The organism is Pseudomonas sp. TUM22785, assembly GCF_028198105.1.
GTDB lineage: Bacteria > Pseudomonadota > Gammaproteobacteria > Pseudomonadales > Pseudomonadaceae > Metapseudomonas > Metapseudomonas solani.
Map to the genome: position 1 here is coordinate 2,497,759 of NZ_CP116239.1, position 24,282 is coordinate 2,522,040.

The window sequence follows — 24,282 nt, forward strand, 5'->3', positions numbered from 1 at the left end:
TTGAAAGGGAAAAGGCGCCCGTCCCTGGGGACGTGGCGCCTGCGAGTGGCATTCGACCTGCCGAAGCAGGGCGGCCCGGTGCGTCTATGCGCGCCGTGGCCGCTGGTGGATCAGTCCAGGTGCTCGATGCGCAGCATGTTGGTGGTGCCCGGCTGGCCCAGGGGCACGCCGGCGGTGATCACCAGGGTGTCGCCACTGCGGGCCATGCCCTGGGCGCGGGCGATCTCCAGGGCGGTGCCGGTGACGTCCTCGACCTTGTCCAGGCGCTGGTTGACCACCGAGTAGATGCCCCAGGCGACGGTCAGGCGGCGTGCGGTCTCCAGGCTCGGGGTGAGGCTGAGGATCGGTGCCTTGGGCCGCTCGCGGGAGGCGCGCAGGCTGGAACTGCCGGACTCTGTGTAGTTCACCAGGGCCGCCACCGGGAGGATGCTGCTGATGCGGCGGATGGCGCAGCTGATGGCATCCGAGGCGGTGGCTTCGGCCTGCGGGCGGCTGACATCGAGCTGGGACTGGAAGTCCGGGCCCTGTTCCACCTGGCGGATGATCTTGCTCATCATCTGCACGGTTTCCAGCGGGTAGTCACCGGAGGCGGTTTCGGCGGAGAGCATCACCGCGTCGGTGCCTTCGGCCACGGCGTTGGCCACGTCGGTCACCTCGGCGCGGGTCGGCGCCGGGGAGAAACGCATGGATTCCAGCATCTGGGTAGCGACCACCACCGGGCGGCCGAGCTGGCGGCAGGTGCGGATGATGTCCTTCTGGATGCGCGGCACGTTCTCGGCCGGCACTTCGACGCCCAGGTCGCCACGGGCAACCATGATGGCGTCGCACAGGCGGGCGATTTCTTCCAGGTGCTGCACGGCCGAGGGCTTCTCGATCTTGGCCATCAGCGCGGCACGGCCCTGGATCAGGCCACGGGCTTCGACGATGTCTTCAGGGCGCTGGACGAAGGAGAGGGCGACCCAGTCCACGCCCAGTTCCAGGCCGAAGTCTAGGTCGCGGCGGTCCTTGGGCGTCAGCGGGGAAAGCTGCAGCACCGCTTCGGGGACGTTGACGCCCTTGCGGTCGGACAGCTCGCCACCGGCGATCACCTGGGTGTCGATGGCATCGGCGTGCTTGGCGGTCACCTGCAGGCGCAGGCGGCCGTCGTCCAGCAGCAGGTTCATGCCCGGCTGCAGGGCTTCGATGATTTCCGGGTGGGGCAGGTTGACCCGGGTGGCGTCGCCCGGAGTGGCGTCCAGGTCCAGGCGCAGGGCCTGGCCGCGCTCGAGGTGGACCTTGCCTTCGGCGAAACGGCCGACGCGCAGCTTGGGCCCTTGCAGGTCCATGAGGATGCCGATGGGGCGGGACAGCTGGCGTTCGACCTCGCGCACCCACTGGTAGCGCTGGGCGTGGTCGGCGTGTTCGCCGTGGCTGAAGTTGAGGCGGAACAGGTTGACCCCGGCCTCCACCAGTTGGCGGATGTCGTCGACGCCTTTGATGGCAGGGCCGAGGGTGGCGAGGATTTTGACTTTCTTGTCGGCGGTCATTGTGCAGGGCTCTCGAGAATCAGGATGGCGCGGAAGTCGTTGACGTTGGTGCGGGTCGGCTCGGTGACGATCAGGCTGTCCAGGGCGGCGAAGTAGCCGTAGCCGTTGTTGTTGTCGAGCTCGTCGCTGGCGGACAGGCCGAGTTCGGCGGCGCGGGCATGGCTGGCCGGGGTCATGATGGCGCCGGCGTTGTCTTCCGAGCCGTCGATGCCGTCGGTGTCGCCGGCCAGGGCGTAGACGCCGGGCAGGCCCTTGAGGGTGTTGGTCAGGCTCAGCAGGAATTCGGCGTTGCGCCCGCCGCGGCCATTGCCGCGTACGGTGACGGTGGTCTCGCCGCCGGAGAGGATCACGCAGGGCGGCTTGATCGGCTGGCCATGGAGGACGATCTGCCGGGCGATGCCGGCATGGACCTTGGCCACCTCGCGGGATTCGCCCTCCAGGTCGCCGAGGATGATGGGTGTGAGGCCGGCGGCGCGGACCTTCTCGGCGGCGGCATCGAGGGACTGCTGGGGCGTGGCGATCAGCTGGAAGTGGCTGCGCGAGAGCACCGGGTCACCGGGCTTCACGGTCTCGGAGCGCGGGTCCAGCAGCCAGGCGCGGACGTTGGCCGGCACCTCGATCTGGTAGCGGGCGAGAATCGCCAGGGCTTCGGCCGAGGTGGTCGGGTCGGCGACGGTGGGGCCGGAGGCGATTACGGTGGCTTCGTCGCCGGGCACGTCGGAGATGGCGTAGGTGTAGACGCTGGCCGGCCAGCAGGCCTTGGCCAGGCGGCCGCCCTTGATCGCCGAAAGGTGCTTGCGCACACAGTTCATCTCGGAGATGGAGGCGCCGGATTTCAGCAGGGCCTTGTTGATCGCCTGCTTGTCCTTGAGGCTGATGCCTTCGGCGGGCAGCGCCAGCAGCGAGGAGCCACCGCCGGAGAGGAGGAATATCACCCGGTCGCTCTCGGACAGGCCGCTGACCAGCTTGAGCACCCGCTGTGCGGTTTCCAGTCCGGCGGCATCCGGCACCGGGTGTGCGGCTTCGACCACTTCGATGCGGCGGCAGTTGGCGCCGTGCTCGTAGCGGGTTACCACCAGGCCGGAGATCTCGCCCTGCCATTCCTGCTCGATCACCTCGGCCATGGCGGCTGCGGCCTTACCGGCGCCTATGACGATGACGCGGCCGCTGCGGTCGGCGGGCAGGTGGTCGGCCAGCACCTGGCGGGGGTGGGCGGCGTCGATGGCGGTGGCGAAGAGGTCGCGCAGCAGGCTTTGCGGATCGAAGGACATGACAGACTCCGGAGGGGCGCTGAATTCTTGTTCTGGTGGTGCTTTCGAGGGCGATTGCAGTCCCCAGCCGCCGCGTGCAGCGGCTGGGGACTGGAATCGACCTCCCTGGCCATTGGGCCGTGACTCCGCCAGCCAGGAAGGTCGAAAGGGGTGCCGGGCGGGTGCCCGGCGAATAGCGGCTTACTCTTTGCGGATGGAGAAGTTGGCCATGTGCTCCAGGCCCTTCACCAGTGCGGAGTGGTCCCAGTTGCTGCCACCGATGGCGGCGCAGGTGCTGAACACCTGCTGGGCGTTGGCGGTGTTGGGCAGGTTCAGACCCAGCTCGCGTGCGCCGGCTAGGGCCAGGTTGAGGTCCTTCTGGTGCAGGCTGATGCGGAAGCCCGGGTCGAAGGTGCCCTTGATCATGCGCTCGCCGTGCACTTCGAGGATCTTCGAGCCGGCGAAACCACCCATCAGCGCTTCGCGGACCTTGGCCGGGTCGGCGCCGTTCTTGGCAGCGAACAGCAGGGCTTCGGCAACGGCCTGGATGTTCAGGGCGACGATGATCTGGTTGGCGACCTTGGCGGTCTGGCCATCACCGTTGCCACCGACGCGGGTGATGTTCTTGCCCATGGCCTGGAACAGCGGCAGGGCGCGTTCGAAGGCGTTCGGGCAGCCACCGACCATGATGCTCAGGGTTGCGGCCTTGGCGCCGACTTCACCGCCGGATACCGGGGCGTCCAGGTAGGAAGCGCCGGTGGCCTTGACCTTCTCGGCGAAGACCTTGGTGGCGGTCGGGGAGATGGAGCTCATGTCGATCACGACTTTGCCGGCGCCAACGCCTTCGACCACGCCGTCCTTGCGGAACAGCACGTCGTCGACCTGGGGGGTGTCCGGAACCATGATGATGATGAATTCGGCTTCCTGGGCCACTTCGCGCGGGTTGGCCAGGGCAACGCCGTTGTCACCGACCAGGTCGGCGGGCGCCTTGTCGAAGTGCTCGGAGAAGAACAGGGTGTGGCCGGCTTTCTGCAGGTTCTGAGCCATGGGCTTGCCCATGATGCCGGTGCCGATGAATCCGATCTTGGCCATGTGGATTACCTCTTTTCTTAGATGGCGTTATGGGTTTTCAGCCAGCCAAGGCCGGCGGCGGTGGTGGTGGCGGGCTTGTATTCACAGCCGACCCAGCCCTGGTAGCCGATGCGGTCCAGGTGCTCGAAGAGGAAGCGGTAGTTGATCTCGCCGGTGCCCGGCTCGTTGCGGCCGGGGTTGTCGGCCAGCTGCACGTGGTTGATCACGGCGAGGTTGCCTTCCACGGTGCGGGCCAGGTCACCTTCCATGATCTGCATGTGGTAGATGTCGTACTGCAGGAACAGGTTGGCGCTGCCGACCTTCTCGCGAATGGCCAGGGCTTGTTTGGTGGTATTCAGGTAGAAGCCCGGGATGTCGCGGGTGTTGATCATTTCCATGACCAGGCGCAGGCCGGCGGCTTCCAGCGTGTCGGCGGCGTACTTCAGGTTGTCGACGAAGGTCTTCTCGACGGTGGCGCAGTCCGGGCCCTGGGGGCGGATGCCGGCCAGGCAGTTGACCTGCTTGTTGCCGAGCACCTTGGCGTAGGCGATGGCCTTGTCCACGCCGGCGCGGAATTCCTCGACGCGGTCGGGGTGGCAGGCGATGCCGCGCTCACCCTTGGCCCAATCGCCAGCGGGCAGGTTGAACAGCACCTGTTCCAGCTTGTTGGCGTCCAGGCGGGCCTTGATCTCTTCGGCCGGGAAGTCATAGGGGAAGAGGTATTCGACACCGGTGAAACCGGCTTCGGCAGCGGCGGCGAATCGGTCCAGGAAGTCGACTTCGGTGAACAGCATCGACAGGTTGGCGGCAAAACGGGGCATGAAGATTCTCCTCGGTAGACGTCCCTCTCCCGCCACGAACGGGAGAGGGGGCATTGCTCGTCAGTCCAGCATCGAGATGGCAGTCGGGGCGTCGGCGCCACGCAGGGCCAGTTCCTCGAACTCGTTGACGGCGTTGATCTCGGTACCCATGGAGATGTTGGTGACACGCTCCAGGATGACCTCGACCACGACCGGTACGCGGAACTCTTCCATCAGCTTGCGAGCCTGGGCGAAGGCACCCTGCAGCTCGTTGGCGTCGAACACGCGGATCGCCTTGCAACCCAGGCCCTCGACCACGGCGACGTGGTCGACGCCGTAGCCGTTGAGCTCCGGTGCGTTGATGTTTTCGAAGGACAGCTGCACGCAGTAGTCGATCTCGAAGCCACGCTGCGCCTGGCGGATCAGGCCCAGGTAGGAGTTGTTCACCAGCACGTGGATGTAGGGCAGGTTGAACTGCGCGCCCACGGCCAGTTCTTCGATCATGAACTGGAAGTCATAGTCGCCGGACAGCGCGACCACCTGGCGAGCCGGGTCGGCCTTGACCACGCCGAGGGCGGCGGGGATGGTCCAGCCCAGCGGGCCGGCCTGGCCGCAGTTGATCCAGTGGCGCGGCTTGTACACGTGCAGGAACTGGGCACCGGCGATCTGCGACAGGCCGATGGTGCTGACGTAGCAGGTGTCCTTGCCGAAGAACTCGTTCATCTCTTCGTAGACGCGCTGGGGCTTGACCGGCACGTTGTCGAAGTGGGTCTTGCGCTGCAGGGTGCGCTTGCGCTCGCGGCAGGATTCGGCCCAGGCGTTGCGGTCCTTCAGTTTGCCGGCGGCTTTCCACTCGCGGGCGACTTCCAGGAAGGCGTCCAGCGCGGAGCCGGCGTCGGAGACGATGCCCAGGTCCGGGGTGAATACGCGGCCGATCTGGGTCGGTTCGATATCGACGTGGATGAAGCGGCGACCCTGGGTGTAGACGTCGACGGAGCCGGTGTGGCGGTTGGCCCAACGGTTGCCGATGCCGAACACCAGGTCGGATTCCAGCAGGGTGGCGTTGCCGTAGCGGTGCGAGGTCTGCAGGCCGCACATGCCGGCCATCAGCGCGTGGTCGTCGGGGATGGTGCCCCAGCCCATCAGGGTCGGGATCACCGGCACGCCGGTCAGCTCGGCGAACTCCACCAGCTTCTCGGATGCGTCGGCGTTGATGATGCCGCCACCGGCGACCAGCAGCGGGCGCTCGGCGTCATTGAGCATGGCCAGGGCCTTCTCGGCCTGGATGCGCGAAGCGGACGGCTTGTTCACTGCCAGGGGCTGGTAGGCCTCGATGTCGAACTCGATCTCGGCCATCTGCACGTCGAAGGGCAGGTCGATCAGCACGGGGCCGGGGCGGCCGCTGCGCATTTCGAAGAAGGCCTTCTGGAAGGCGTAGGGAACCTGGCCTGGCTCAAGGACGGTGGTTGCCCACTTGGTCACCGGCTTGACGATGTTGGTGATGTCGACGGCCTGGAAGTCTTCCTTGTGCAGGCGTGCACGGGGAGCCTGGCCGGTGATGCAGAGGATCGGGATGGAGTCGGCGGACGCCGAGTACAGGCCGGTGACCATGTCGGTGCCGGCGGGGCCGGAGGTACCGATGCACAGGCCGATGTTGCCCGGGTTGGTACGGGTGTAGCCCTCGGCCATGTGCGAGGCGCCTTCGACGTGACGAGCCAGTACATGGTCAATGCCGCCGATTTTGTTCAGTGCAGCGTAAAGCGGGTTGATGGCGGCGCCGGGGATGCCGAACGCGGTGTCGATGCCTTCGCGGCGCATCACCAGGACGGCGGCCTCGATTGCTCTCATTTTGGCCATGTTTTGTGCCTCTTTTCTTGTGAAAATTGTATACAAGATGCTTGGTCCGGATTCTATTCAGCTGCCGACTCAAGGGTCAAGGAGATTTGTCGGGCGAAATGTCGCAGGCTGGGGTTTCTTTAAAACGCCCGTTTGATGCGGCTTCTAGAGCTTTATAGGTACAGTGGCAAAATGACTGTATACAAAATTCATTTTAATTGTATATCTGGATTGATTTTTTTGTGTTCGGTGAGATAGTTGAGAAAAGCACCGCCACTCGTACCCCGGCTCCGTGAAGGCCAGCACCACCCGGCGACGTGCCAATGCTTTCAACCACTCCCCTGAGGAAGCCTCACGATGAGCACCCTGTCCCTGGAAACCGCCGTCAGCATCTCCAACCGCGCACTGGCCATCGGTCGCGAGCTGCGTACCGCCCCCCTGACCATCGCCGTGCTGGATGCCGGCGGCCACCTGATCACCCTGCAACGTGAAGACGGCGCGAGCATGCTTCGCCCGCAGATCGCCATCGGCAAGGCATGGGGCGCCGTTGCCCTGGGCAAGGGCTCGCGCCTGATCGCCGCCGACGCCCAGCAGCGCCCGGCCTTTATCGGTGCGGTGAACAACCTGGCGGACGGCAACCTGGTGCCGGCGCCGGGCGGCGTGCTGATCCGCAACCAGGCGGGCGAGGTGATCGGTGCCATCGGCATCAGCGGCGACACCTCCGACATCGACGAGCAGTGCGCCATCAGCGGCGTGGAGTCGGTGGGCCTGAAGGCCGATGCCGGCATCGCGGCGGCCTGATCCCCTCCCGTGCCTCCCGGCTGCGGGAGGCACCCTGGCGCAGGTGTTGAATCGCCCCGGCGATGCCGCTACCATCCGCGCCGTCCCTTTCTGCTGCTGACGGACATCCACATCGCCAATTCGGCGATGTCTTTTTTCGTCTGTCGAAAAAGCAGCATTCCATGAAGAAGACTCCCTTCAAGCGGGTTCAGCACAAGCTGGCCCGATCCGGCGTGGCCATCAGCCGCGTCAATGGCAACACCCTGTCCGTTTCCTCACTGAACAGCGCCGGCCTGGGTGCCAGCATCCTGTTGCCCGAATCCTTTCCCATCGAGGAAAAGGCGGTGCTGCAACTGCTGGATTTCGCCGGTGTGTCTCACCCCGAAGGCGGTGAGGTGCGTTGCGCTTGCGCGACGCCGGACTTTCACGCCGGCTCCGGCATCCCGGTGGGCTCGGTGATCGTCACCAGCCCCGACATGGTGATTCCCCAGAGCATCGGCACCGATATCAACTGCGGCATGCGCCTGCATCGGCTGGGCATCCACTACGACGCCTTCCTCGCACGCAAGGCGGAGTGGGTGGAGCGGGTGCGCGGCGACCTGCTGGGCGGCACTCGCAACATTCCCACCGCGCCGGGCGACATGACCGCGCTGTTCGGCGGTGGGCTCGGCGACTTCTGGAGTGCGGTGGGGCGCCGTCCCGACCGCGACGGGCTTCTGGCGCGGCTCGACCTGGAGCAGGTGACGCGTGAATTGGCCGGGCTGCACCCGTCGTCCTTCGCCCGTGGCGAGGCGGCCTATGCACCCGAGGCGCTGCAGAACACGGGTCGCGCGGTACTGCGCGACCCCGGGCTGGGCACCATCGGCGGTGGCAACCACTTCGTCGAGGTGCAGGTGGTGACAGAGCTGGTGGACCGGCGCGCCTGCTTCGAGCGCGGGCTGTCAGTGGGGCAGGTGGTGGTGATGATCCACACCGGCTCGCGGGACGTCGGCTTCCACGTCGGCCGTCGCTGGATGGACAAGGCCCGGGAGCTATGGCCCAAGGGAATGAAGCACCCCGAGTCCAAGGTGTTCGCCCTGGTGGGCGAGATGGCCGGGCAGTACCTGCTGGCCATGCACAGTGCGGCCCATTACGCCGATGCCAACCGGGCGTTGATCGCCGAGATGGTGCGCCAGCGCACCCGCGAGCTGTTCGGGCCGGACACCGAGGCGCCGCTGCTGGTGGATGTGCCCCACAACATCGTGCTGCAGGAGGCGGTGGGCAACGTGCATCGCAAGGGCGCGACGCCGGCCTATGCGGGGCAGGAACTGCTCATCCCCGGCAGCATGGGTCATGACTCCTACCTGCTCACCGGGCTCGGCAACGAGCGCTGGCTGAGTTCGGCCAGCCACGGTGCGGGGCGCTCGATGTCGCGCAGCGAGATCCTCTTCAAGGGCCGCAAGGACCCGGGCATTCTCGGGCTGGAGCGGGTGCAGTGCATCACCACCCGCGAGGAGCGGCTGATCGAGGAGGCGCCTGGTGCCTATAAGGAGATCGGCGAGGTGGTGCGTTCGCAGGTGGAGGAGGAAACGGTGGCGGTGATCGCCCGGTTCAGCCCGGTGCTCACCTTCAAGGCCTGAGGGGAGCCCCTCAGGCGCTCTGCGCCTGGGGGACTTCTTCCACTTCGCAGCCTTTCAGCACGAGGCGGATGATGGTGTCGGCGGCGGCTTCGTAATCGGCATCGCTGAGGCTGGCCTTGCCGGTGACGACGGAGATCTGCCAGTCGAAGTCGGCATAGGTCTGGGTCGCGGCCCAGATGCTGAACAGCAGGTGGCTGGGGTCGATCTTGGCCATCAGCCCCTGGTCGATCCAGCTCTGGATGCAGGCGATGTTGTGGCGGGCCTGCTCGTTCAGGTGGGCGGTCTGCTCGGCGGAGAGGTGCGGCGCGCCGTGCATGATCTCGCTGGCGAACACCTTGGAGGCGTAGGGCAGCTCGCGGGAGATGCGGATCTTCGAGCGGATGTAGGCCTTGAGCACATCACCCGGGTGCCCGCCCGCATTGAACGGGTGGGAGGCGGCCAGCAACGGCTCGACGATGCTTTCGAGCACCTCGCGGTAGAGGTTCTCCTTGGACTTGAAGTAGTAGTAGACGTTGGGCTTTGGCAGGCCGGCCTTGGCTGCGATGTCGCTGGTCTTGGTGGCGGCGAAACCCTTGTCGGCAAACTCTTCACTGGCTGCCCGCAGGATCAGCTCTTTATTGCGCTCGCGAATGCTGCTCACATCTGCTCCTCTGTGCACTCGCCGGTGCCGTCACGGGTCGGCTGGCGGGCGGTCGGGCATGGTAGCACCGGGCTCCCGGGCCTCTCAAGCAAGCGGGTAGGGCGGTGCAGGGGCCGGCCGAAAGGTTTCTGTATACAAGATTTGCGATTTCTGTTTCTATTCCGCATCCGTCCATGCCGCCGGGGTCCTGACCGGCGCGTGTTGCGGCAGGCTGCACCATGCAAGACAGCACATTGCGCGACCCCTTCGGTCGCCGGATCACCTACCTGCGCCTCTCGGTCACCGACCGTTGCGACTTCCGTTGCACCTACTGCATGAGCGAAGACATGGTCTTCGCTCCGCGGGCGCAGATACTCAGCCTCGAAGAACTCTACGCCGTGGCCGATGCCTTCATCGGGCTCGGGGTCAAGCGCATCCGCGTCACCGGTGGCGAACCGCTGGTGCGCAAGGGCGTGACCGGCCTGCTGGCCCGGCTCGGCGCCCGCAGCGAACTGGATGACCTGGCCATCACCAGCAACGGCTCGCAGCTCGCCCACATGGCCCAGGACCTGCGCGCCGCTGGCGTCACCCGCCTAAACATCAGCCTCGATTCCCTGCAGCGCGAGCGTTTCGCCGCCTTCACCCGTCGCGATAGCCTCGACCAGGTACTGGCCGGCATCGACGCCGCGCGTGCGGCCGGCTTCCGTCGCATCAAGCTCAACACCGTGGTGCAGAAGGGCCGCAATGACGACGAGGTGGAGGACCTGGTGGCCTTCGCCGTCGAGCGTGACCTGGATATCAGCTTCATCGAGGAGATGCCCCTGGGCAGCATCTCCAGCCACGAGCGCAAGGTCACCCTGTGCACCTCCGAAGAGGTGCGCGAGCGGGTCGAGCAGCGCTTCCAGCTGCTGCCCAGCAGCCATCGCACCGGTGGCCCCTCGCGCTATTGGCAGGTGATCGGCAGCAACACCCAGGTCGGGTTCATTTCCCCCCACAGCCGCAACTTCTGCGGCGACTGCAACCGCGTGCGCGTCACCGCCGAAGGCAAGCTGGTGCTGTGCCTCGGCCACGAAGGTGCGCTGGACCTCAAGGCCCTGATCCGTCGCCACCCCGGTGACAGTGATCGACTCCGCGCAGCCCTGGTGGATGCCCTGAGGCTGAAGCCGGAGCGGCACCATTTCGAGGCGGATTCCCAAGTACAGGTCGTCCGCTTCATGAGCACCACCGGCGGCTGATCGGGCTGCTGGGCTTAGGCCCGGCTGCGTTGCGCCCTCTCGCCGTACGTACCGTACTGTCTTCGAGGGCGCGCCTTGCCGGTCCGTCTCCCAGCAACCCGATCCGTTGCTGCATTCCTTTTCAAGAACAAGAGCGCCCTGAAGGGCTGAGGAGATTGAGCATGGGCAAGACATTGCTGGTGAAGAACGCTGACCTGCTGGTCACGATGGACGGCGAGCGCCGTGAGCTGAAGCAGGGCGGGCTGTTCATCGAGGACAACGTCATCCGTCAGGTGGGGCCGAGCGCCGAGCTGCCGCAGACCGCCGACGAGGTGCTGGACCTCAAGGGCCATATCGTCATCCCCGGCCTGGTCAACACCCACCACCACATGTACCAGAGCCTCACCCGCGTGGTGCCGGCCGCCCAGGACGGCGAGTTGTTCAACTGGCTGACCAACCTCTACCCGATCTGGGCGCGGCTGACCCCGGAGATGATCCAGGTCTCCACCCAGACGGCCATGGCCGAGCTGATCCTCTCCGGCTGCACCACCTCCAGCGACCACCTGTACATCTACCCCAACGGCTGCAAGCTGGACGACAGCATCCACGCCGCCGGGGAGATCGGCATGCGCTTCCACGCTGCGCGCGGCAGCATGAGCGTCGGCCGCAGCCAGGGCGGCCTGCCGCCGGATTCGGTGGTGGAGAAGGAGGCGGACATCCTCAAGGAGTCCCAGCGCCTGATCGAGGATTACCACGACGCTTCCCACGGCTCGATGCTGCGGGTGGTGGTGGCGCCGTGCTCGCCCTTCTCGGTGAGCCGCGACCTGATGCGCGAGGCGGCGGTGCTGGCGCGCCAGTACGGCGTGTCGCTGCACACCCACCTGGCGGAGAACGTCAACGACATCGCCTACAGCCGCGAGAAGTTCGGCATGACCCCGGCCGAATACGCCGAGGACCTGGGCTGGGTCGGCCATGACGTGTGGCACGCCCACTGCGTGCAGCTCGACCAGCACGGCATCGACCTGTTCGCCCGTACCGGCACCGGTGTCGCCCACTGCCCCTGCTCGAACATGCGCCTGGCGTCCGGCATCGCGCCGATCCGCCGCATGCGTGACGCCGGCGTACCGGTCGGGCTGGGTGTCGACGGTTCGGCGTCCAACGACGGCGCCACCATGATCGGCGAGGTGCGCCAGGCGCTGCTGCTGCAACGCGTGGGCTTCGGCCCTGATGCGATGACCGCGCGCGAGGCCCTGGAGATCGCCACCCTGGGCGGCGCCAAGGTGCTCAACCGCAACGACATCGGCGCCCTGGCGCCGGGCATGGTGGCGGACTTCGTCGCCTTCGACCTGAAGCAGATTGCCTTTGCCGGTGCCCTGCACGACCCGCTGGCGGCGCTGGTGTTCTGCGCCCCGGCCCAGGTCTCCCACAGCGTGATCAACGGTCGCCAGGTGGTGAAGGACGGCCAGCTGGTGACGGTCGACCTGCCGCGCGTGATCGAGCGCCACAACCGCCTCGCCCACCAGTTGGTGCTGGGCGAGTGATGACCAGCCGGCCGCGCTTGCCTCGCGGCCGGCCCCTGTTCCTCGACATAAGGAGAGTCTCTTGAGAACACGGTATCTGGGTTGGCTGCTGGCCGGCCTGTTGCCCCTGGGCGCCGCCCACGGGGAAAGCTATGTGGTGGGCGTCGAGCGCCAGTCCTTCCAGCCGCACTACTGGGTCGACGAGCAGGGCGAGTACCGCGGTTTCGCCCGCGAGGTGCTGGACCTTTTCGCCCGCAGTGAGCACATCGAACTGAGCTACCGCGCAGTGCCGGTCACCGAACTCACCGGGCGCCTGCTCAAGGGCGAGGTGGATCTGAAGTACCCGGACAGCCCCGAATGGGCCGACGACCTCAAGGCCGGCAAGCCCATGACCTATAGCGAGCCGGTGGTGGGCTACGTGGATGGCGTGCTGGTGGAGCCCCAGCGGGTCGGGCAGGGTGTCGAGACCCTGCAGCGGCTGGCCATGGTGCAGGGTTGGACGCCCCGTGGCTACCAATCGCGTATCGACGAGGGCAAGGTGCAGCTGGTGCAGGGCAACGACCTGCGGCAGATGATCCGCCAGGCGTTGAAGAAGCAGGCTGACGGCGCCTATTTCAACGTGGTGGTTGCTACCTACTACCTGGACAACATCCGTGCCCGCCCGGGAGCCCTGGTGTTCGACCCCTCGCTGCCGCACACCCGTGGCACCTTCCAGCTCTCCAGCTCTCGTCACCCCGAGCTGATCCAGCGCTTCAACCGCTTTTTGGCCGAACACAAGGGCGAGGTGGACGCGCTCAAGGCGCAGTACCGCGTCGAGGCCAACCTCGATTCCGAGTACATGGGCCTGGAGCAGTGGAAGGTGGATTACCTGAAGCGGCAGAAGAGCAAGGACGCCCCCGCCAAACCCTGATCGACGAACGGGCCGCTCCGCGTGGGGCGGCCCGTATCCCGCCGGCTCGCCCCGCTCGCGGTGAACCGCCCCGGCCTGCCTCGTGGCCGAAACCTTGAACCATCGGAAATCCCGTCCGGTCCATTTTCCTGAGTGGCTGAGGAAGAGACTCGGCTGGAATCCCTACCGGAAAAAGAGGAAAGCACGATGGATAACCACAAGGCTATCTCCGTTCTCAACGACCTGATCGAAACCAGCAAGGATGGTGAAAAGGGGTTTCTCGAATGCGCCGAGGATGTGAAAAACCCCCAACTGAAAGCCACCTTCACCCAGCGCTCCCAGGAATGCGCACGCGCCGCTGCCGAGCTGCAGCAGGTGGTCCGCTCCATGGGCGGTGATCCGGAAACCTCCTCCAGCGTGGCGGGTGCCGTGCACCGTCGCTGGATCGACCTCAAGGCGCTGGTCACCGGCAAGGACGACACGGCGATTCTCAACGAGTGCGAGCGCGGCGAAGACGTGGCGCTGAAGCACTACAAGGAAGCACTGGGCAAGGAGCTGCCGGCGCCCGCGCGTTCCATCGTCGAGAAGCAACTGCTCGGCGTGCAGCGCAACCATGACCAGATCAAGGCCCTGCGCAATCTGGCCAAGGCCAGCTGATGGGGGCCCCGGTGGCTTTCGGGCCACCCACGAAAAAGGGACGGCGTTTTGCGCCGTCCCTTTTTTCATGCCGCGAACCTGATCAGAAGTGCACTTTGACCAGCAGGCTGGCGGTGTTCTGGTCGGTGCCGCCGAGAATCTCGTCGCCGAGGAAGCTGTCGTTGTCGATGCCGTACTTGTTGCTCCAGTAGTCGTACTCGACACCGACGTAGAGTTGCTTGGCACCCAGGTTCATGGCCTTGCCCAGGTCGTACTTGATCTGCGGGTTGAAGTGCAGGTTGGCGTGCAGGTCGTTCGGGCGGCTGCTGGTGCCGTCCTTGTTGTTCCACACCCAGTCCATGAAGCCGTCGATGAGGATGTCGGAGTTGCCTACCGGAATGGTGTACGACCACACCGGCGTGACCTGCCACTGGCCGGCGGGGTTGTTGGTGATGCCGTCGGGCTTGCGGTAGTAGAAGTTCAGCTGGAAGAAGTCGAAGCCGGGGATGGCCAGGTCGAAGCCTGGGCCGAGCAGGTAGTTCTGGGTGCGGTTCTCGCCACGTTCATAGGTGGCGGCCAGCAGCACGTCGGTCACCGGGCCGAAGGCGATCTTCTGATCGAACAGCTTGCCGAAGGACAGGCGCGGCTGGATTTCACCGTAATAGGTGTTGTTGCCCGCATTGGCGTCGGCCTTGCCGTTGTAGTTGATCTGGTCGGCGAAGATGAACAGGTCGCCCCAGGTCCAGCCGCTGGCGTGCTCGAAGGTGAAGGTCTGCTGGATTTCCGGGTTGACCTTGAAATCCTTGCCATAGAGGTAGGTGACGCTGTTGTTCTGCCAGAGCAGCGGGCCGTCGGCCATGGCCTGCCCTCCCGCCAGGAGGCCTGCGGTAAGGGCGATGCAGTGAGGCAGATGCTTCAGGTTCATGCGGTTTTCCTTATTTTTCAGGGCTTCAGGTTGGCCTCTACGCAGCCGGCAGGAAGCCGCCCGACGGAGCAGGGCGGTCTTGCTGGAGGCGTGGAGGGATTCCGGGTTGGCCGTCCTGGCGTCAGCTCGGCATGACGACGCGGTCGGTCTTCGGATTCCGGGGCGGCGACGGGCGATCTTCAGCGCTGGGCTGTTCGGCTGCGTCGTGCGAAATGCGCCGGGCCTCGTGGGGGAAGGCCTCGGTGGGGAATGTCGTGAACGGGGAGGGCAGGACAGTGGGCATGTCGCGGTCCGGGCGGCGGACGGCGCCGGATGTGCCGGTCTGGGCGGATGCGTTCATCGTTCAAAGCCTGCCTGTTATTTTTGTAGGTCGTGGGCTTGCGGGTTACAGCCGTCCCGCGAGCCGCCTCGAGTTCGGAAACTGAACTGCGGGTCAGGTTTTGCGAATATAGCATCCTGTTTACAAGCTGGGTAACAAAATAAATCAAAATTGTGTACATAAAATTGGCCGTTTTGCCTGCGACCGATCGACTCGCCACGGGCCTCCCCCGAACGTCCTGTAAAGCACGTGGTTATTGCCTGAAATGTAGGTTGGCGCCGAGCGCAGCGAGGCCCAACGACACGGAGCCGAACCCAGCTACGTTGGGCTTCGTTCCTCAGCCCAACCTACGGTTACTCGAAAATGCCTGGCCATTCCTTTCGCAGGCGGATGCCCATAAAAAAGCCCGCTTTGTAGGCGGGCTGTAGTTCCTGTCCTCACCGGGTGGGTGCATTCAGGTGGGAGCAAAACTCAGTGGGCGGCGCAGTGATGGCTGCGTTCCTTCTCACCCAGGACGTTGAACAGGATGTTGAGCACCAGGGCGCTGACGGTGGCCATGGCGATGCCGCTGTGGGTGATGGGCTCCATCCAGTGGGGCAGGTGGGCGAAGAATTCGGGGCGCACCACCGGCGCCATGCCCATGCCCATGCTCACGGCCACCAGCAATTGGTTGCGACGGTCGGTGATGTCCGCTTCGTGGAGGATCTTGATGCCGGTGGCGGCGACCATGCCGAACATCGCCAGGCCCGCACCGCCCAGGACGGCGGGCGGAATGGAGGCGACCAGGAAGGCGGCCTTGGGCAGCAGGCTGAGGGTGATCAGGAACAGGCCGGCAACGGCGGTGACGTAGCGGCTGCGCACACCGGTCATCTGCACCAGGCCGATGTTCTGGGCGAAGGAGGAGTGGGTGAAGGTGTTGAAGAAGCCGGCGAAGAAGGAGGCGCCGGCGTCGCACAGCAGGCCACGGCGCAGTGCTTTCGGGCAGACCTCGCGGCCGGTGATCTTGCCCAGGGCGAGGAACATGCCGGTGGACTCGACGAAGATGATCACCACCACCAGGCACATGGACAGCACCGGGGCCAGCTCGAACTTGGGCATGCCGAAGTGCAGTGGCGTGACCACCTGGAACCAGGGCGCCTGCTCCAGGCCGGCAAGGTCGACCATGCCCATGCCGCCGGCAACCAGGTAGCCCACGGCCATGCCGATCAACACCGAGACGTTGACCCAGAAGCCGCGCATGAAGCGGTTCACCAGCAGGATGATGCCGAGCACCAGGGCGGCGACTGCCAGGTATTCCAGGGCGCCGAACTGCACCGCCTTGCTGCCGCCGCCGGCCCAGTTCACCGCCACGGGGAAGAGGGTGAGGCCGATGGAGGTGATCACCGTGCCGGTTACCAGCGGCGGGAAGAAGCGCACGATGCGCGCCATGAAGGGGGCCAGCAGCAGGCCGAAGAAGCCAGCCGCGATGGTCGCGCCGAAAATGCCCTGCAGGCCGACGCCGGGCATACCGGCCATCACCACCATGCTGCCGACGGCGGCGAAGCTCGCACCCATCATCACCGGCATGCGGATGCCCACCGGGCCGATGCCGAGCGACTGCACCAGGGTGGCGATACCGGCGACCAGCAGGTCGGCGTTGATCAGGAAGGCGATTTCCTCGCGGGACAGGCCGGCGGCCTGGCCGACGATCAGCGGCACGGCCACGGCGCCGCCGTACATCAGCAACACGTGCTGGATGCCGACGAGCAGGAGTTGCAGCAGAGGCAGGCGTTGATCGGCGGGCGGAATGGCGAGCTCGGGCTCGGTCAGCTTGGTCATGCAACACCTCTGGCGCTTTTGTTTTTGTTGAGCCTTATAGGCCGCAGCCGGCAAAGGCCGGCTGCGATCCTGGTATTCATGTTTCTGCCGTCCAGGCCCAGCTGTGGGCGGTGGACGGGGCACGCGGAACAAATGGCAGGGCCTGATGCTGGGGCTGCACCGGAACGCCGTGCCGGAAGACGATAAAAAAAGCCTGCCTGGGGCAGGCTTGAAACACGGACCGCAGCTTGGGGATGCGGCCCGTCGTGGTCGAGATCAGTTGGTCTTGGCGCCCTGTGCGATCCAGGAGCCGATCAGGTCACGCTCGGCCTGGGTCATCTGGGTGATGTTGCCCAGCGGCATGATCTGGGTAGCGACGGCTTGAGCCTGGATCTTCGGCGCGAGGGCCTGGATCTGCTGCGGAGTGTCGAACATCACGCCGCCCGGAGCCGCCGTGAACAGGGGGCTGGTGGGGGTGGCGGAATGGCAGACGGAGCAGCGTTCCTGGATCACGCTGTGGACCTTGTCGAAATCCGCACTGCCGGCATTGGCCTGGGCGGTAGCGGGCGCCTGCTCGGTGGCGGGCTGGGCCGGAGCCTGGGCCTGCTCAGCGGGCTTGCTGGCTTCGGTGGTGGCTGCCGGCGCTGCGGCTTCGGTCTTGGCCGGTGCGGTGACCGGGGCGACGTTGGCGGTGGGCGCGGTGGCGGCCTTGTAGTTCGGCGAGGTGACGAAGGCCAGGCAGATCATGCCCAGTGCGCCGGACGGGAGGGTCCAGGCGAACTTGTTGCTCTCGTGGCGGGTGTTGAAGTAGTGGCGCACGAGAACGGCGATCACCGCGATCCCGGCCAGGATCAGCCAGTTGTACTTGCTGCCGTAGGTGCTCGGGAAGTGGTTGCTGATCATGATGAACAGCACCGGCAGGGTGAAGTAGTTGTTGTGGCGCGAGCGCAGCAGGCCCTTGGCCGGCAGGGCTGGGTCCGGGGTGCGGTTCTCTTCGATCGCCTTAACCAGTGCACGCTGTGCCGGCATGATGATGCGGAACACGTTGCCGACCATGATGGTGCCGATCAGCGCGCCGACGTGGATGTAGGCACCACGACCGCTGAACACCTGGGTGAAGCCCCATGCCGCGCCGATCACCAGCACGAAGAGGATCAGGCCGAGGAGGGCGGGTTGCTTGCCCAGGGGCGAGTCGCACAGCAGGTCGTAGATGAACCAGCCGGCGATCAGCGAACCCACGCCGATGGCGATGGCTGCCGCAGGGGCGAGGTCAAGGCCGGGGGCGATCAGGTACAGGGTCGGGTTCAGGTAGAACACCACGGTCAGCAGGGCGACGCCCGACAGCCAGGTGAAATAGGCTTCCCATTTGAACCAGTGCAGGTTGTCCGGCATTTTCGGCGGGGCGAGCTTGTATTTCTCCAGGTGGTAGATGCCACCTCCGTGGATCGCCCACAGGTCACCGGCCAGCCCGTCGCGCGGGGCCTTGCGGTTGAGGTTGTTCTCCAGCCAGACGAAATAGAACGATGCGCCGATCCAGGCGATACCGGTGATCATGTGAACCCAGCGAATGCTCAGGTTCAGCCATTCGGTCAGATGTGCTTCCACAGTACGTACCTCTTTCCCGAACGATCGGCACGGCGATCGCTGGGCTTCTCTTATTAGTGGTGGGGGTCGAGGAAGAGCTGTTCGTCCTCGGTGAAGTAATGCTCATCGCAGTTGTTGCCAGAACCACTGCGATCAACCACCAGGAAGTCATCCCGCTTTTCGATCGTCAGCACCGGGTGGTGCCAAACGCCGCGATGGTAATTAACGCCCTGCTTGCCATTGGTGAGGAAAGCACGGACCAGACCCGGTACAGGTGCATCGCCAACGGGCGCGACCACGACCAGAAAGGGGTTGCCGAGCAGCGGTATGAAGGCCTGGCTGCCCTGCGGATGTCGTTCAAGCATGCTGATGGGGCGGGGCATCTCCAGGGATTCGGCGCTGAAGATGCTGATGATCGCCTTGTCGTCCGGCTGGGCCGTTTCGACGGTGGCCAGCTTGTGGTAACGGCGGGTGGAGCCGTTGTTGATCATGAAGAATTCGCTGCCTTCGGTTTCGATGACGTCACCGAACGCGGCGAAGGCTTCTTTGGTCAGGGGCTCGATCTTGAGAGTGCGCATGCTGTTCTTCTTATCCTTACTGTCGCCCCGCCACGGTGACGGGGGTTGCCGGAAGCTGTCCGGCGTTAACTGGCCACCTTGCCGAACAGGCGCAGGCGGCTGACGCCTCCGTCCGGAAACACGTTCAGGCGTACGTGGGTGACGGGGCCGAGGGCCCGGATCTGTTCGGTGTATTCGTGCTCGGTGTGCATCGAGAGTTTCTGGCTCGGTAGCAGCTCGCGCCAGAACAGGCTCTGGGTCTCGATCTGGCTGTCGGTGCCGCCTTTGACGAAGGCCGCCTGGATGGAGCAGCTGTCGGGGTAGTTGCCCTTGAAGTGCAGGGTGTCGACCACGATGCGCTCGATCTCACCGGGGTGGCCGAGGGCGACTATCACCCAGTCGTTGCCAGGCGTGCGGCGGCGGGCGGTTTCCCAGCCGTCACCCATGTTGATGCCACGGCCCGGGTTGAGGATGTTCCCCATGCGCCCGAAGTGCTCGTCGGAGCAGGCCAGCGCGCGGCCGCCATTGAGGGCGGCGGCGAGGTCGACCTGCTCGTTGTCGCCGACCGCGCTCCAGTCGCGATGGGGCACGCCGTATACGCGCAGGCGCGCCACACCACCATCGGGGTAGATGTTGAAACGCAGGTGGGTGAAGGCCTGGTCGTTGTCGATCGCGTGGTAGTGGTGGCTGTCGCCCTCGAGCTCCACGGCGCCGAGCACGTCGCTCCACTGGGTGTTCTCGTCCGGGTCGCCGTTGGCCACGAAGCAGCCTTCGAGGGACGCGGACGGCGGGTAGTTGCCGGTGAAGAAGCTGGTGTCGATGTCCACGCCCTTGATCGAGCCCGGTACACCCAGGCGGATCACGGCATGGTCGTAACCTTCGAAACGCTTGCGGCGGGATTCCCAGCCGTCCATCCACTTGCCGTTGTCGTCGAACACGCCTTCCTTCCAGACGGCCGCGGTCGGCTGGAACAGGCGGTTGACGTCAGCGAACCAGTCGTCGGTGACCGAGATGGCTCGGGTCCCGAGGCGGGCATCGGCGAGGTTGACGTACTTTTCGAAGGGGACTGCGTAGCTCTTCATCGTTGCTGTCTGCCTTGAAACAGTGGCATTGCGTAGGGCGTGCCTGCAGCTGGGGTTACATCTGCTGCAGGCGGAACAGCGCGATCTTGTTGATCTCGGCCAGGGCCCGGCTGAATTCGGCTTCGGGGGAGTTGTGGATGCGCTCCTCGAAGGCCGCCAGGATCTGGTGCCGATTGCTGCCCTTCACCGCCATGATGAAAGGGAACCCGAACTTGGCCTTGTAGGCGTCGTTCAGCTCGGTGAAGCGCGAGAACTCTTCAGCCGTGCATTCGTGGATGCCGGCACCGGCCTGTTCGTTGGTGCTGGCTTCGGTCAGTTCGCCACGGACGGCGGCCTTGCCTGCCAGGTCCGGGTGAGCGTTGATCAGGGCCAGCTGGGCGTCGTGGCTGGCGCTGAGGAGGATGTCGGACATGCGCTGATGCAGGCCGTCAATCTGGTCGACGCTGGCGTCCAGGCCGAGGTCGTAGGCCTTCTCGGCGACCCAGGGCGAATGCTCGTAGATGTCGGCGAAGGCGCTGACAAAGGCATCGCGGGACAGGCTGGACGGGGTGATCTTCTGGAAGCTGCTCATTGGGCGTTGCCTTGGAAAGGGTGGGTGGTGTGCCAGTGGCGGGCGATGTCCACGCGGCGGGCGAACCAGACCTTGTCGTGGCTCTTCACGTATTCGATGAAGCGGGCCAGGGCGGCGAGGCGCGCGGGGCGGCCCAGCAGGCGGCAGTGCATGCCGATGGACAGCATCTTCGGCGCGCCGGCGGCGCCTTCGGCGTAGAGCACGTCGAAGGCGTCCTTCAGGTATTCGTAGAAGTCGTCGCCCTTGTTGAAGCCCTGCACCTGGGTGAAGCGCATGTCGTTGGTGTCGAGGGTGTAGGGGATGACCAGGTGCGGCTTCTCCACGGTGCTGGCCGGGTCCCAGTAGGGCAGGTCGTCATCGTAGGTGTCGGAGTCGTAGAGGAAGCCACCTTCCTCCATCACCAGGCGGCGGGTGTTCGGGCCGGTGCGGCCGGTGTACCAGCCCACGGGGCGCTCGCCGGTCAGTTCGGTGAGGATGCGGATGGCCTCGAGCATGTGCTCGCGCTCCTGCTCCTCGCTCATGTACTGGTAGTCGATCCAGCGGTAACCGTGGCTGCAGATCTCGTGGCCGGCCTCGACCATGGCGCGGATGGCGTCCGGGTGACGCTGGGCGGCCATGGCGACGGCGAAGATGGTCAGCGGGATGTCGTGCTTCTTGAACAGGTTGAGCAGGCGCCAGACACCGACACGGCTACCGTATTCGTAGAGGGATTCCATGCTCATGTTGCGCGCGCCCTGCAGAGGCTGCGCCGCGACCATCTCGGAGAGGAAGGCTTCGGATTCCTTGTCGCCATGAAGGATGTTGCGTTCGCCGCCTTCCTCGTAGTTGAGGACGAAGGAGAGGGCGACGCGAGCCTCGCCCGGCCAGTGCGGATGCGGGGGATTGCTGCCGTAGCCGATCAGGTCGCGGGGGTAGTCGAGGCTCACTACTGGATTCCTTCTTGTCTATTGAGGGTTCGCGGAGCCGTGGCTGCGCGAACGTGATGGGTGATTGTATACAAATGTCGTTGCGTTTTGTAAATCGAATATTTGCCCAAGTCGACGTTCTGCAGGTTTGCAAAAAACTTGCCTGATTGGTCAGCTCTTTGCAATAAAACCCTTGTCGGGTGGAGGTATGCATCAAAATGGTGCCAGCTGCCCGGGCGGCCGTGGAGGTGGGAAAAATTCTCGAATAATTGTGTACAATTCTGAAGAATAATGTCTTATATTTGTCGCATCGCGGTGCTTTGGATGCCCTTTCATGGGGCGGTAGGCACCCTGGATGCACCGAATTCAACGAAAAGAGGAGGCGTGGCAACCGCGGGTCGACGACTGCAGCGGAAGCCCGGAAAGCAATGGGACGATTGACCACCCACGTACTGGATGCCGCCCACGGTTGCCCTGGCAGCGACATCAGCATCGAGCTCTACCGCGTCGAGAACGGCGGCATGGAGCTGATCACCCGCACCACCACCAACGACGACGGCCGTTGCGATGCTCCCCTGCTGCAGGGCGAGAGCTACGCCACCGGCGTCTACCAGCTGCATTTCCATGCGGGCGACTATTACCGCAAGCGTGGCGTGAAACTGCCCGAGCAGGCCTTCCTCGACGTGGTCGTGCTGCGTTTCGGCATCAGCGCCGAGCAGGACCACTACCACGTGCCGCTGCTGATCTCCCCCTACAGCTACTCCACCTACCGCGGTAGCTAGTTCCCGTCTTACCCCCTGACTCATCAGCGAGTCCTTTTTCCCAGCCCGTCCACACTGCGGGCTTTTTTTTGCCTGCGATTTGGCGCCTGTCGGCATGGAGCTAGATAGGAGAATCCCGTCTGGACTGCGGGGTATGGCACTTCCGTACCAGGATGATGGCGTTTCGCCCTCTCTCTGACGAGTGGTTCGCATTTGGTCGGGAAAGGGCTTGAGCAAAGTTCCCGGCGCCATAAAAATGCCGCCCCGATGTCGAGATGCCACTATTCCAAGGACGGTCGCAATGCGTCTGCAGTCTTTCGCTGCGGGCTTCTGCCTGCTTTTCCCCGCTTTTTCTGTTTTTGCCGCTGACAGCCCCGGCGCACCCTTCGCGGGTGATCGCGACCTGATCCGCGAGCGCCAGGACCGCATCCTCGAAGAACAGCGCAAGCGCCTGCAGGACCTCCAGCAATTGCCCGGCCGCGAGGCTCCCGTCCAGCCCAGCACCCCCGCCAGCCAGGGGCCGTGCTTCGACATCCGCAGCATCCGCCTGCAGGGCGCCAGCCTGATTTCCGCGTCGCGCCAGCGCGAGCTGCTCAAGCCCTTCGAAAACCAGTGCCTGGGCAGCGGGCGCCTCAACGAGCTGCTCAAGGCCATCACCCAGCACTACATCGACAAGGGCTACGTCACTTCGCGCGCCTACCTGCCGCAGCAGGACCTGGCCGACGGCGAGCTGGGCGTCATCGTGGTCGAAGGCAAGCTCGAAGGCCTCGACAGTTCGGCCATCGCCAGCGACCGCGAACTGGCCATGGCGTCGCCCGCCCGCAACGGCGAAGTGCTCGACCTGCGCGAGATGGAACAGCTGGTGGACCAGATCAACCGCCTGCCGTCGCGCCCCGCGCAACTGGAGCTGGTGCCCGGCGCGGACGTGGGCGGCAGCCGCGTGCAGCTCAACGGCGAGCCGAGCAAACCCTGGCGCGTGGGCCTGAACCGTCACAACGATGGCCAGCGCAGCACCGGCGAGCAGCAGTGGGGCGCCAGCCTCGACTGGGACAGCCCCTTCGGCCTGGCCGACCAGCTCAGCCTGCGCGGCGGCGGCGACCTGGCCAGCGACCACTGGAAGCACTCGGCCAACCAGAGCGTCCTCTACAACCTGCCCTACGGCTGGTGGAACTTCAGCTACGCCTACAGCCAGAGCTACTACCGCACCCGTAACGACAACAGCGGCTTCCCCTTCGTCACCGACGGCGAGAGCAAGAACCACCAGCTGCGCGCCGAGCGTGTGCTGCACCGCGACAGCGTCAGCAAGACTGCGGCCAGCCTCGGCATCGCCCATGTGGAAACGCGCAACTACGTGGAGAACAGCCTGCTCGGCACTTCCAGCCCGCGCCTCACCGAATCCCAACTGGGCTTCAACCATGGCCGCCGTATCGGCAATGCCTACGTCAACCTCGATATCGGCTGGCAACGTGGCATCGGCGCCTTCGATGCCCAGCACGACCGCACCGAGTCCCACCGCTCACCCGAGGCCCGCTACAACAAGTACAGCCTCACCGCCAGCTACCTGCAGTCCTTCCAGCTGCTGGGGGAATCCTTCAGCTTCGACAGCCTGGTCAACGGCCAGCACAGCGAAGACGTGCTCTACAGCCCGCAACGCATCAGCGTCGGCGGCCTCAGCTCGGTGCGTGGCTTCAAGGAGCAATCCCTCTCCGGCGACACCGGCGCCTACTGGCGCAACCAGCTGCGCTGGCGCCGGCCGGTGACCTGGGCTGTGCTGCAGCCCTTCGTGCAGGAATACGGTGCTGCCTTCGCCTACGACCTGGGGGTGATCCACGGCGATCGCTACAACCCCGGCCAGAGCGGCCGCCTCAGCGGCAACGCCTTCGAGTTCAGTGCCCGGGGCCAGCACCTGGCCGCCTCGGTCACCTTCGCGCGGTCCCTGGAACGCCCTGACGCCATCACGCGCCAGGAGCACCCGGTGTACTTCCGCTTCGACCTCTTCTTCTGATTTCAGCTTCGCCCGG

22 protein-coding genes are annotated in these 24,282 nt (G+C 65.2%); 8 read left to right on the forward strand and 14 right to left on the reverse strand.

The features are described from left to right. Positions 1–110 precede the first annotated feature (110 nt). The 5 genes from pyk to gcl all read right to left on the reverse strand — a co-directional run bounded on the left by pyk (position 111) and on the right by gcl (position 6,504). Positions 111–1,526, reverse strand: coding sequence for a pyruvate kinase (pyk, locus tag PI990_RS11655; RefSeq protein WP_021220547.1), 1,416 nt, complete (start codon positions 1,524–1,526; stop codon positions 111–113). Then, positions 1,523–2,797, reverse strand: coding sequence for a glycerate kinase type-2 family protein (locus tag PI990_RS11660; RefSeq protein ID WP_271660688.1), 1,275 nt, complete (start codon positions 2,795–2,797; stop codon positions 1,523–1,525). Before PI990_RS11660 ends, pyk begins: the two co-directional genes overlap by 4 nt. Before the next feature lie 180 nt (positions 2,798–2,977). After that, the gene (locus PI990_RS11665; protein ID WP_021220545.1) at positions 2,978–3,868 is read right to left on the reverse strand and encodes a 2-hydroxy-3-oxopropionate reductase; all 891 of its coding nucleotides are present in this window, start codon (positions 3,866–3,868) and stop codon (positions 2,978–2,980) included. A 17-nt stretch (positions 3,869–3,885) separates the two neighbouring features. Beyond that, on the reverse strand, positions 3,886–4,668 hold the full coding sequence (gene hyi, locus PI990_RS11670; RefSeq protein WP_271660689.1) for a hydroxypyruvate isomerase: 783 nt from the start codon (positions 4,666–4,668) through the stop codon (positions 3,886–3,888). A gap of 60 nt (positions 4,669–4,728) precedes the next feature. Beyond that, positions 4,729–6,504 (reverse strand): glyoxylate carboligase, encoded by a 1,776-nt coding sequence (gene gcl, locus PI990_RS11675; RefSeq protein ID WP_271660690.1) that lies wholly within the window; start codon positions 6,502–6,504, stop codon positions 4,729–4,731. Between the two features lie 336 nt (positions 6,505–6,840). Between gcl and PI990_RS11680 the strand changes: the two genes are divergently transcribed. Both PI990_RS11680 and PI990_RS11685 read left to right on the forward strand, forming a co-directional pair. Further along, positions 6,841–7,284, forward strand: a complete 444-nt coding sequence (locus tag PI990_RS11680) for a GlcG/HbpS family heme-binding protein (protein ID WP_021220542.1) — start codon at positions 6,841–6,843, stop codon at positions 7,282–7,284. A gap of 161 nt (positions 7,285–7,445) precedes the next feature. After that, entirely contained in the window at positions 7,446–8,882 is a 1,437-nt protein-coding gene (locus tag PI990_RS11685; RefSeq protein WP_271660691.1) for an RtcB family protein, read from the forward strand. A 10-nt stretch (positions 8,883–8,892) separates the two neighbouring features. Here PI990_RS11685 and PI990_RS11690 read toward each other — a convergent pair whose 3' ends face one another. Then, positions 8,893–9,522 (reverse strand): TetR/AcrR family transcriptional regulator, encoded by a 630-nt coding sequence (locus tag PI990_RS11690; RefSeq protein WP_184488886.1) that lies wholly within the window; start codon positions 9,520–9,522, stop codon positions 8,893–8,895. A gap of 218 nt (positions 9,523–9,740) precedes the next feature. On the opposite strand from PI990_RS11690, the gene moaA reads away from it, so the two are divergent. The 4 genes from moaA to PI990_RS11710 all read left to right on the forward strand — a co-directional run bounded on the left by moaA (position 9,741) and on the right by PI990_RS11710 (position 13,781). Continuing rightward, positions 9,741–10,736 (forward strand): GTP 3',8-cyclase MoaA, encoded by a 996-nt coding sequence (gene moaA, locus PI990_RS11695; RefSeq protein WP_031288156.1) that lies wholly within the window; start codon positions 9,741–9,743, stop codon positions 10,734–10,736. A 161-nt stretch (positions 10,737–10,897) separates the two neighbouring features. Next, positions 10,898–12,256 (forward strand): 8-oxoguanine deaminase, encoded by a 1,359-nt coding sequence (locus PI990_RS11700; protein WP_271660692.1) that lies wholly within the window; start codon positions 10,898–10,900, stop codon positions 12,254–12,256. 76 nt (positions 12,257–12,332) lie between these two features. Further along, positions 12,333–13,145, forward strand: a complete 813-nt coding sequence (locus tag PI990_RS11705) for a substrate-binding periplasmic protein (RefSeq protein WP_271661291.1) — start codon at positions 12,333–12,335, stop codon at positions 13,143–13,145. Between the two features lie 186 nt (positions 13,146–13,331). Continuing rightward, entirely contained in the window at positions 13,332–13,781 is a 450-nt protein-coding gene (locus PI990_RS11710) for a PA2169 family four-helix-bundle protein (protein WP_271660693.1), read from the forward strand. 82 nt (positions 13,782–13,863) lie between these two features. Here PI990_RS11710 and PI990_RS11715 read toward each other — a convergent pair whose 3' ends face one another. The 8 genes from PI990_RS11715 to puuE all read right to left on the reverse strand — a co-directional run bounded on the left by PI990_RS11715 (position 13,864) and on the right by puuE (position 21,521). Next, positions 13,864–14,685: an outer membrane protein OmpK gene (locus PI990_RS11715; protein WP_184488880.1), complete on the reverse strand. Its 822-nt coding sequence runs from the start codon at positions 14,683–14,685 to the stop codon at positions 13,864–13,866. A gap of 121 nt (positions 14,686–14,806) precedes the next feature. After that, positions 14,807–15,025, reverse strand: coding sequence for a hypothetical protein (locus tag PI990_RS11720; protein ID WP_271660694.1), 219 nt, complete (start codon positions 15,023–15,025; stop codon positions 14,807–14,809). 450 nt (positions 15,026–15,475) lie between these two features. Then, positions 15,476–16,822, reverse strand: coding sequence for a nucleobase:cation symporter-2 family protein (locus PI990_RS11725; RefSeq protein WP_271660695.1), 1,347 nt, complete (start codon positions 16,820–16,822; stop codon positions 15,476–15,478). A 255-nt stretch (positions 16,823–17,077) separates the two neighbouring features. After that, positions 17,078–18,406 carry a urate hydroxylase PuuD gene (locus PI990_RS11730; RefSeq protein WP_271660696.1) on the reverse strand — a complete coding sequence of 443 codons (1,329 nt, stop codon included), beginning with the start codon at positions 18,404–18,406 and terminating at the stop codon, positions 17,078–17,080. Between the two features lie 53 nt (positions 18,407–18,459). Continuing rightward, entirely contained in the window at positions 18,460–18,963 is a 504-nt protein-coding gene (locus PI990_RS11735; RefSeq protein ID WP_021220531.1) for an ureidoglycolate lyase, read from the reverse strand. 65 nt (positions 18,964–19,028) lie between these two features. Further along, positions 19,029–20,024 (reverse strand): allantoicase, encoded by a 996-nt coding sequence (gene alc / locus PI990_RS11740; RefSeq protein WP_271660697.1) that lies wholly within the window; start codon positions 20,022–20,024, stop codon positions 19,029–19,031. Between the two features lie 55 nt (positions 20,025–20,079). Then, entirely contained in the window at positions 20,080–20,595 is a 516-nt protein-coding gene (uraD, locus tag PI990_RS11745; protein ID WP_271660698.1) for a 2-oxo-4-hydroxy-4-carboxy-5-ureidoimidazoline decarboxylase, read from the reverse strand. After that, the gene (gene puuE, locus PI990_RS11750; RefSeq protein ID WP_021220528.1) at positions 20,592–21,521 is read right to left on the reverse strand and encodes an allantoinase PuuE; all 930 of its coding nucleotides are present in this window, start codon (positions 21,519–21,521) and stop codon (positions 20,592–20,594) included. Before puuE ends, uraD begins: the two co-directional genes overlap by 4 nt. A gap of 407 nt (positions 21,522–21,928) precedes the next feature. Here puuE and uraH point away from each other — a divergent pair, with 407 nt between their 5' ends. Further along, positions 21,929–22,282, forward strand: coding sequence for a hydroxyisourate hydrolase (gene uraH / locus PI990_RS11755; RefSeq protein WP_031288154.1), 354 nt, complete (start codon positions 21,929–21,931; stop codon positions 22,280–22,282). Between the two features lie 280 nt (positions 22,283–22,562). Then, positions 22,563–24,266, forward strand: a complete 1,704-nt coding sequence (locus PI990_RS11760; protein WP_271660699.1) for a ShlB/FhaC/HecB family hemolysin secretion/activation protein — start codon at positions 22,563–22,565, stop codon at positions 24,264–24,266. The last annotated feature ends 16 nt before the right edge of the window (positions 24,267–24,282 follow it).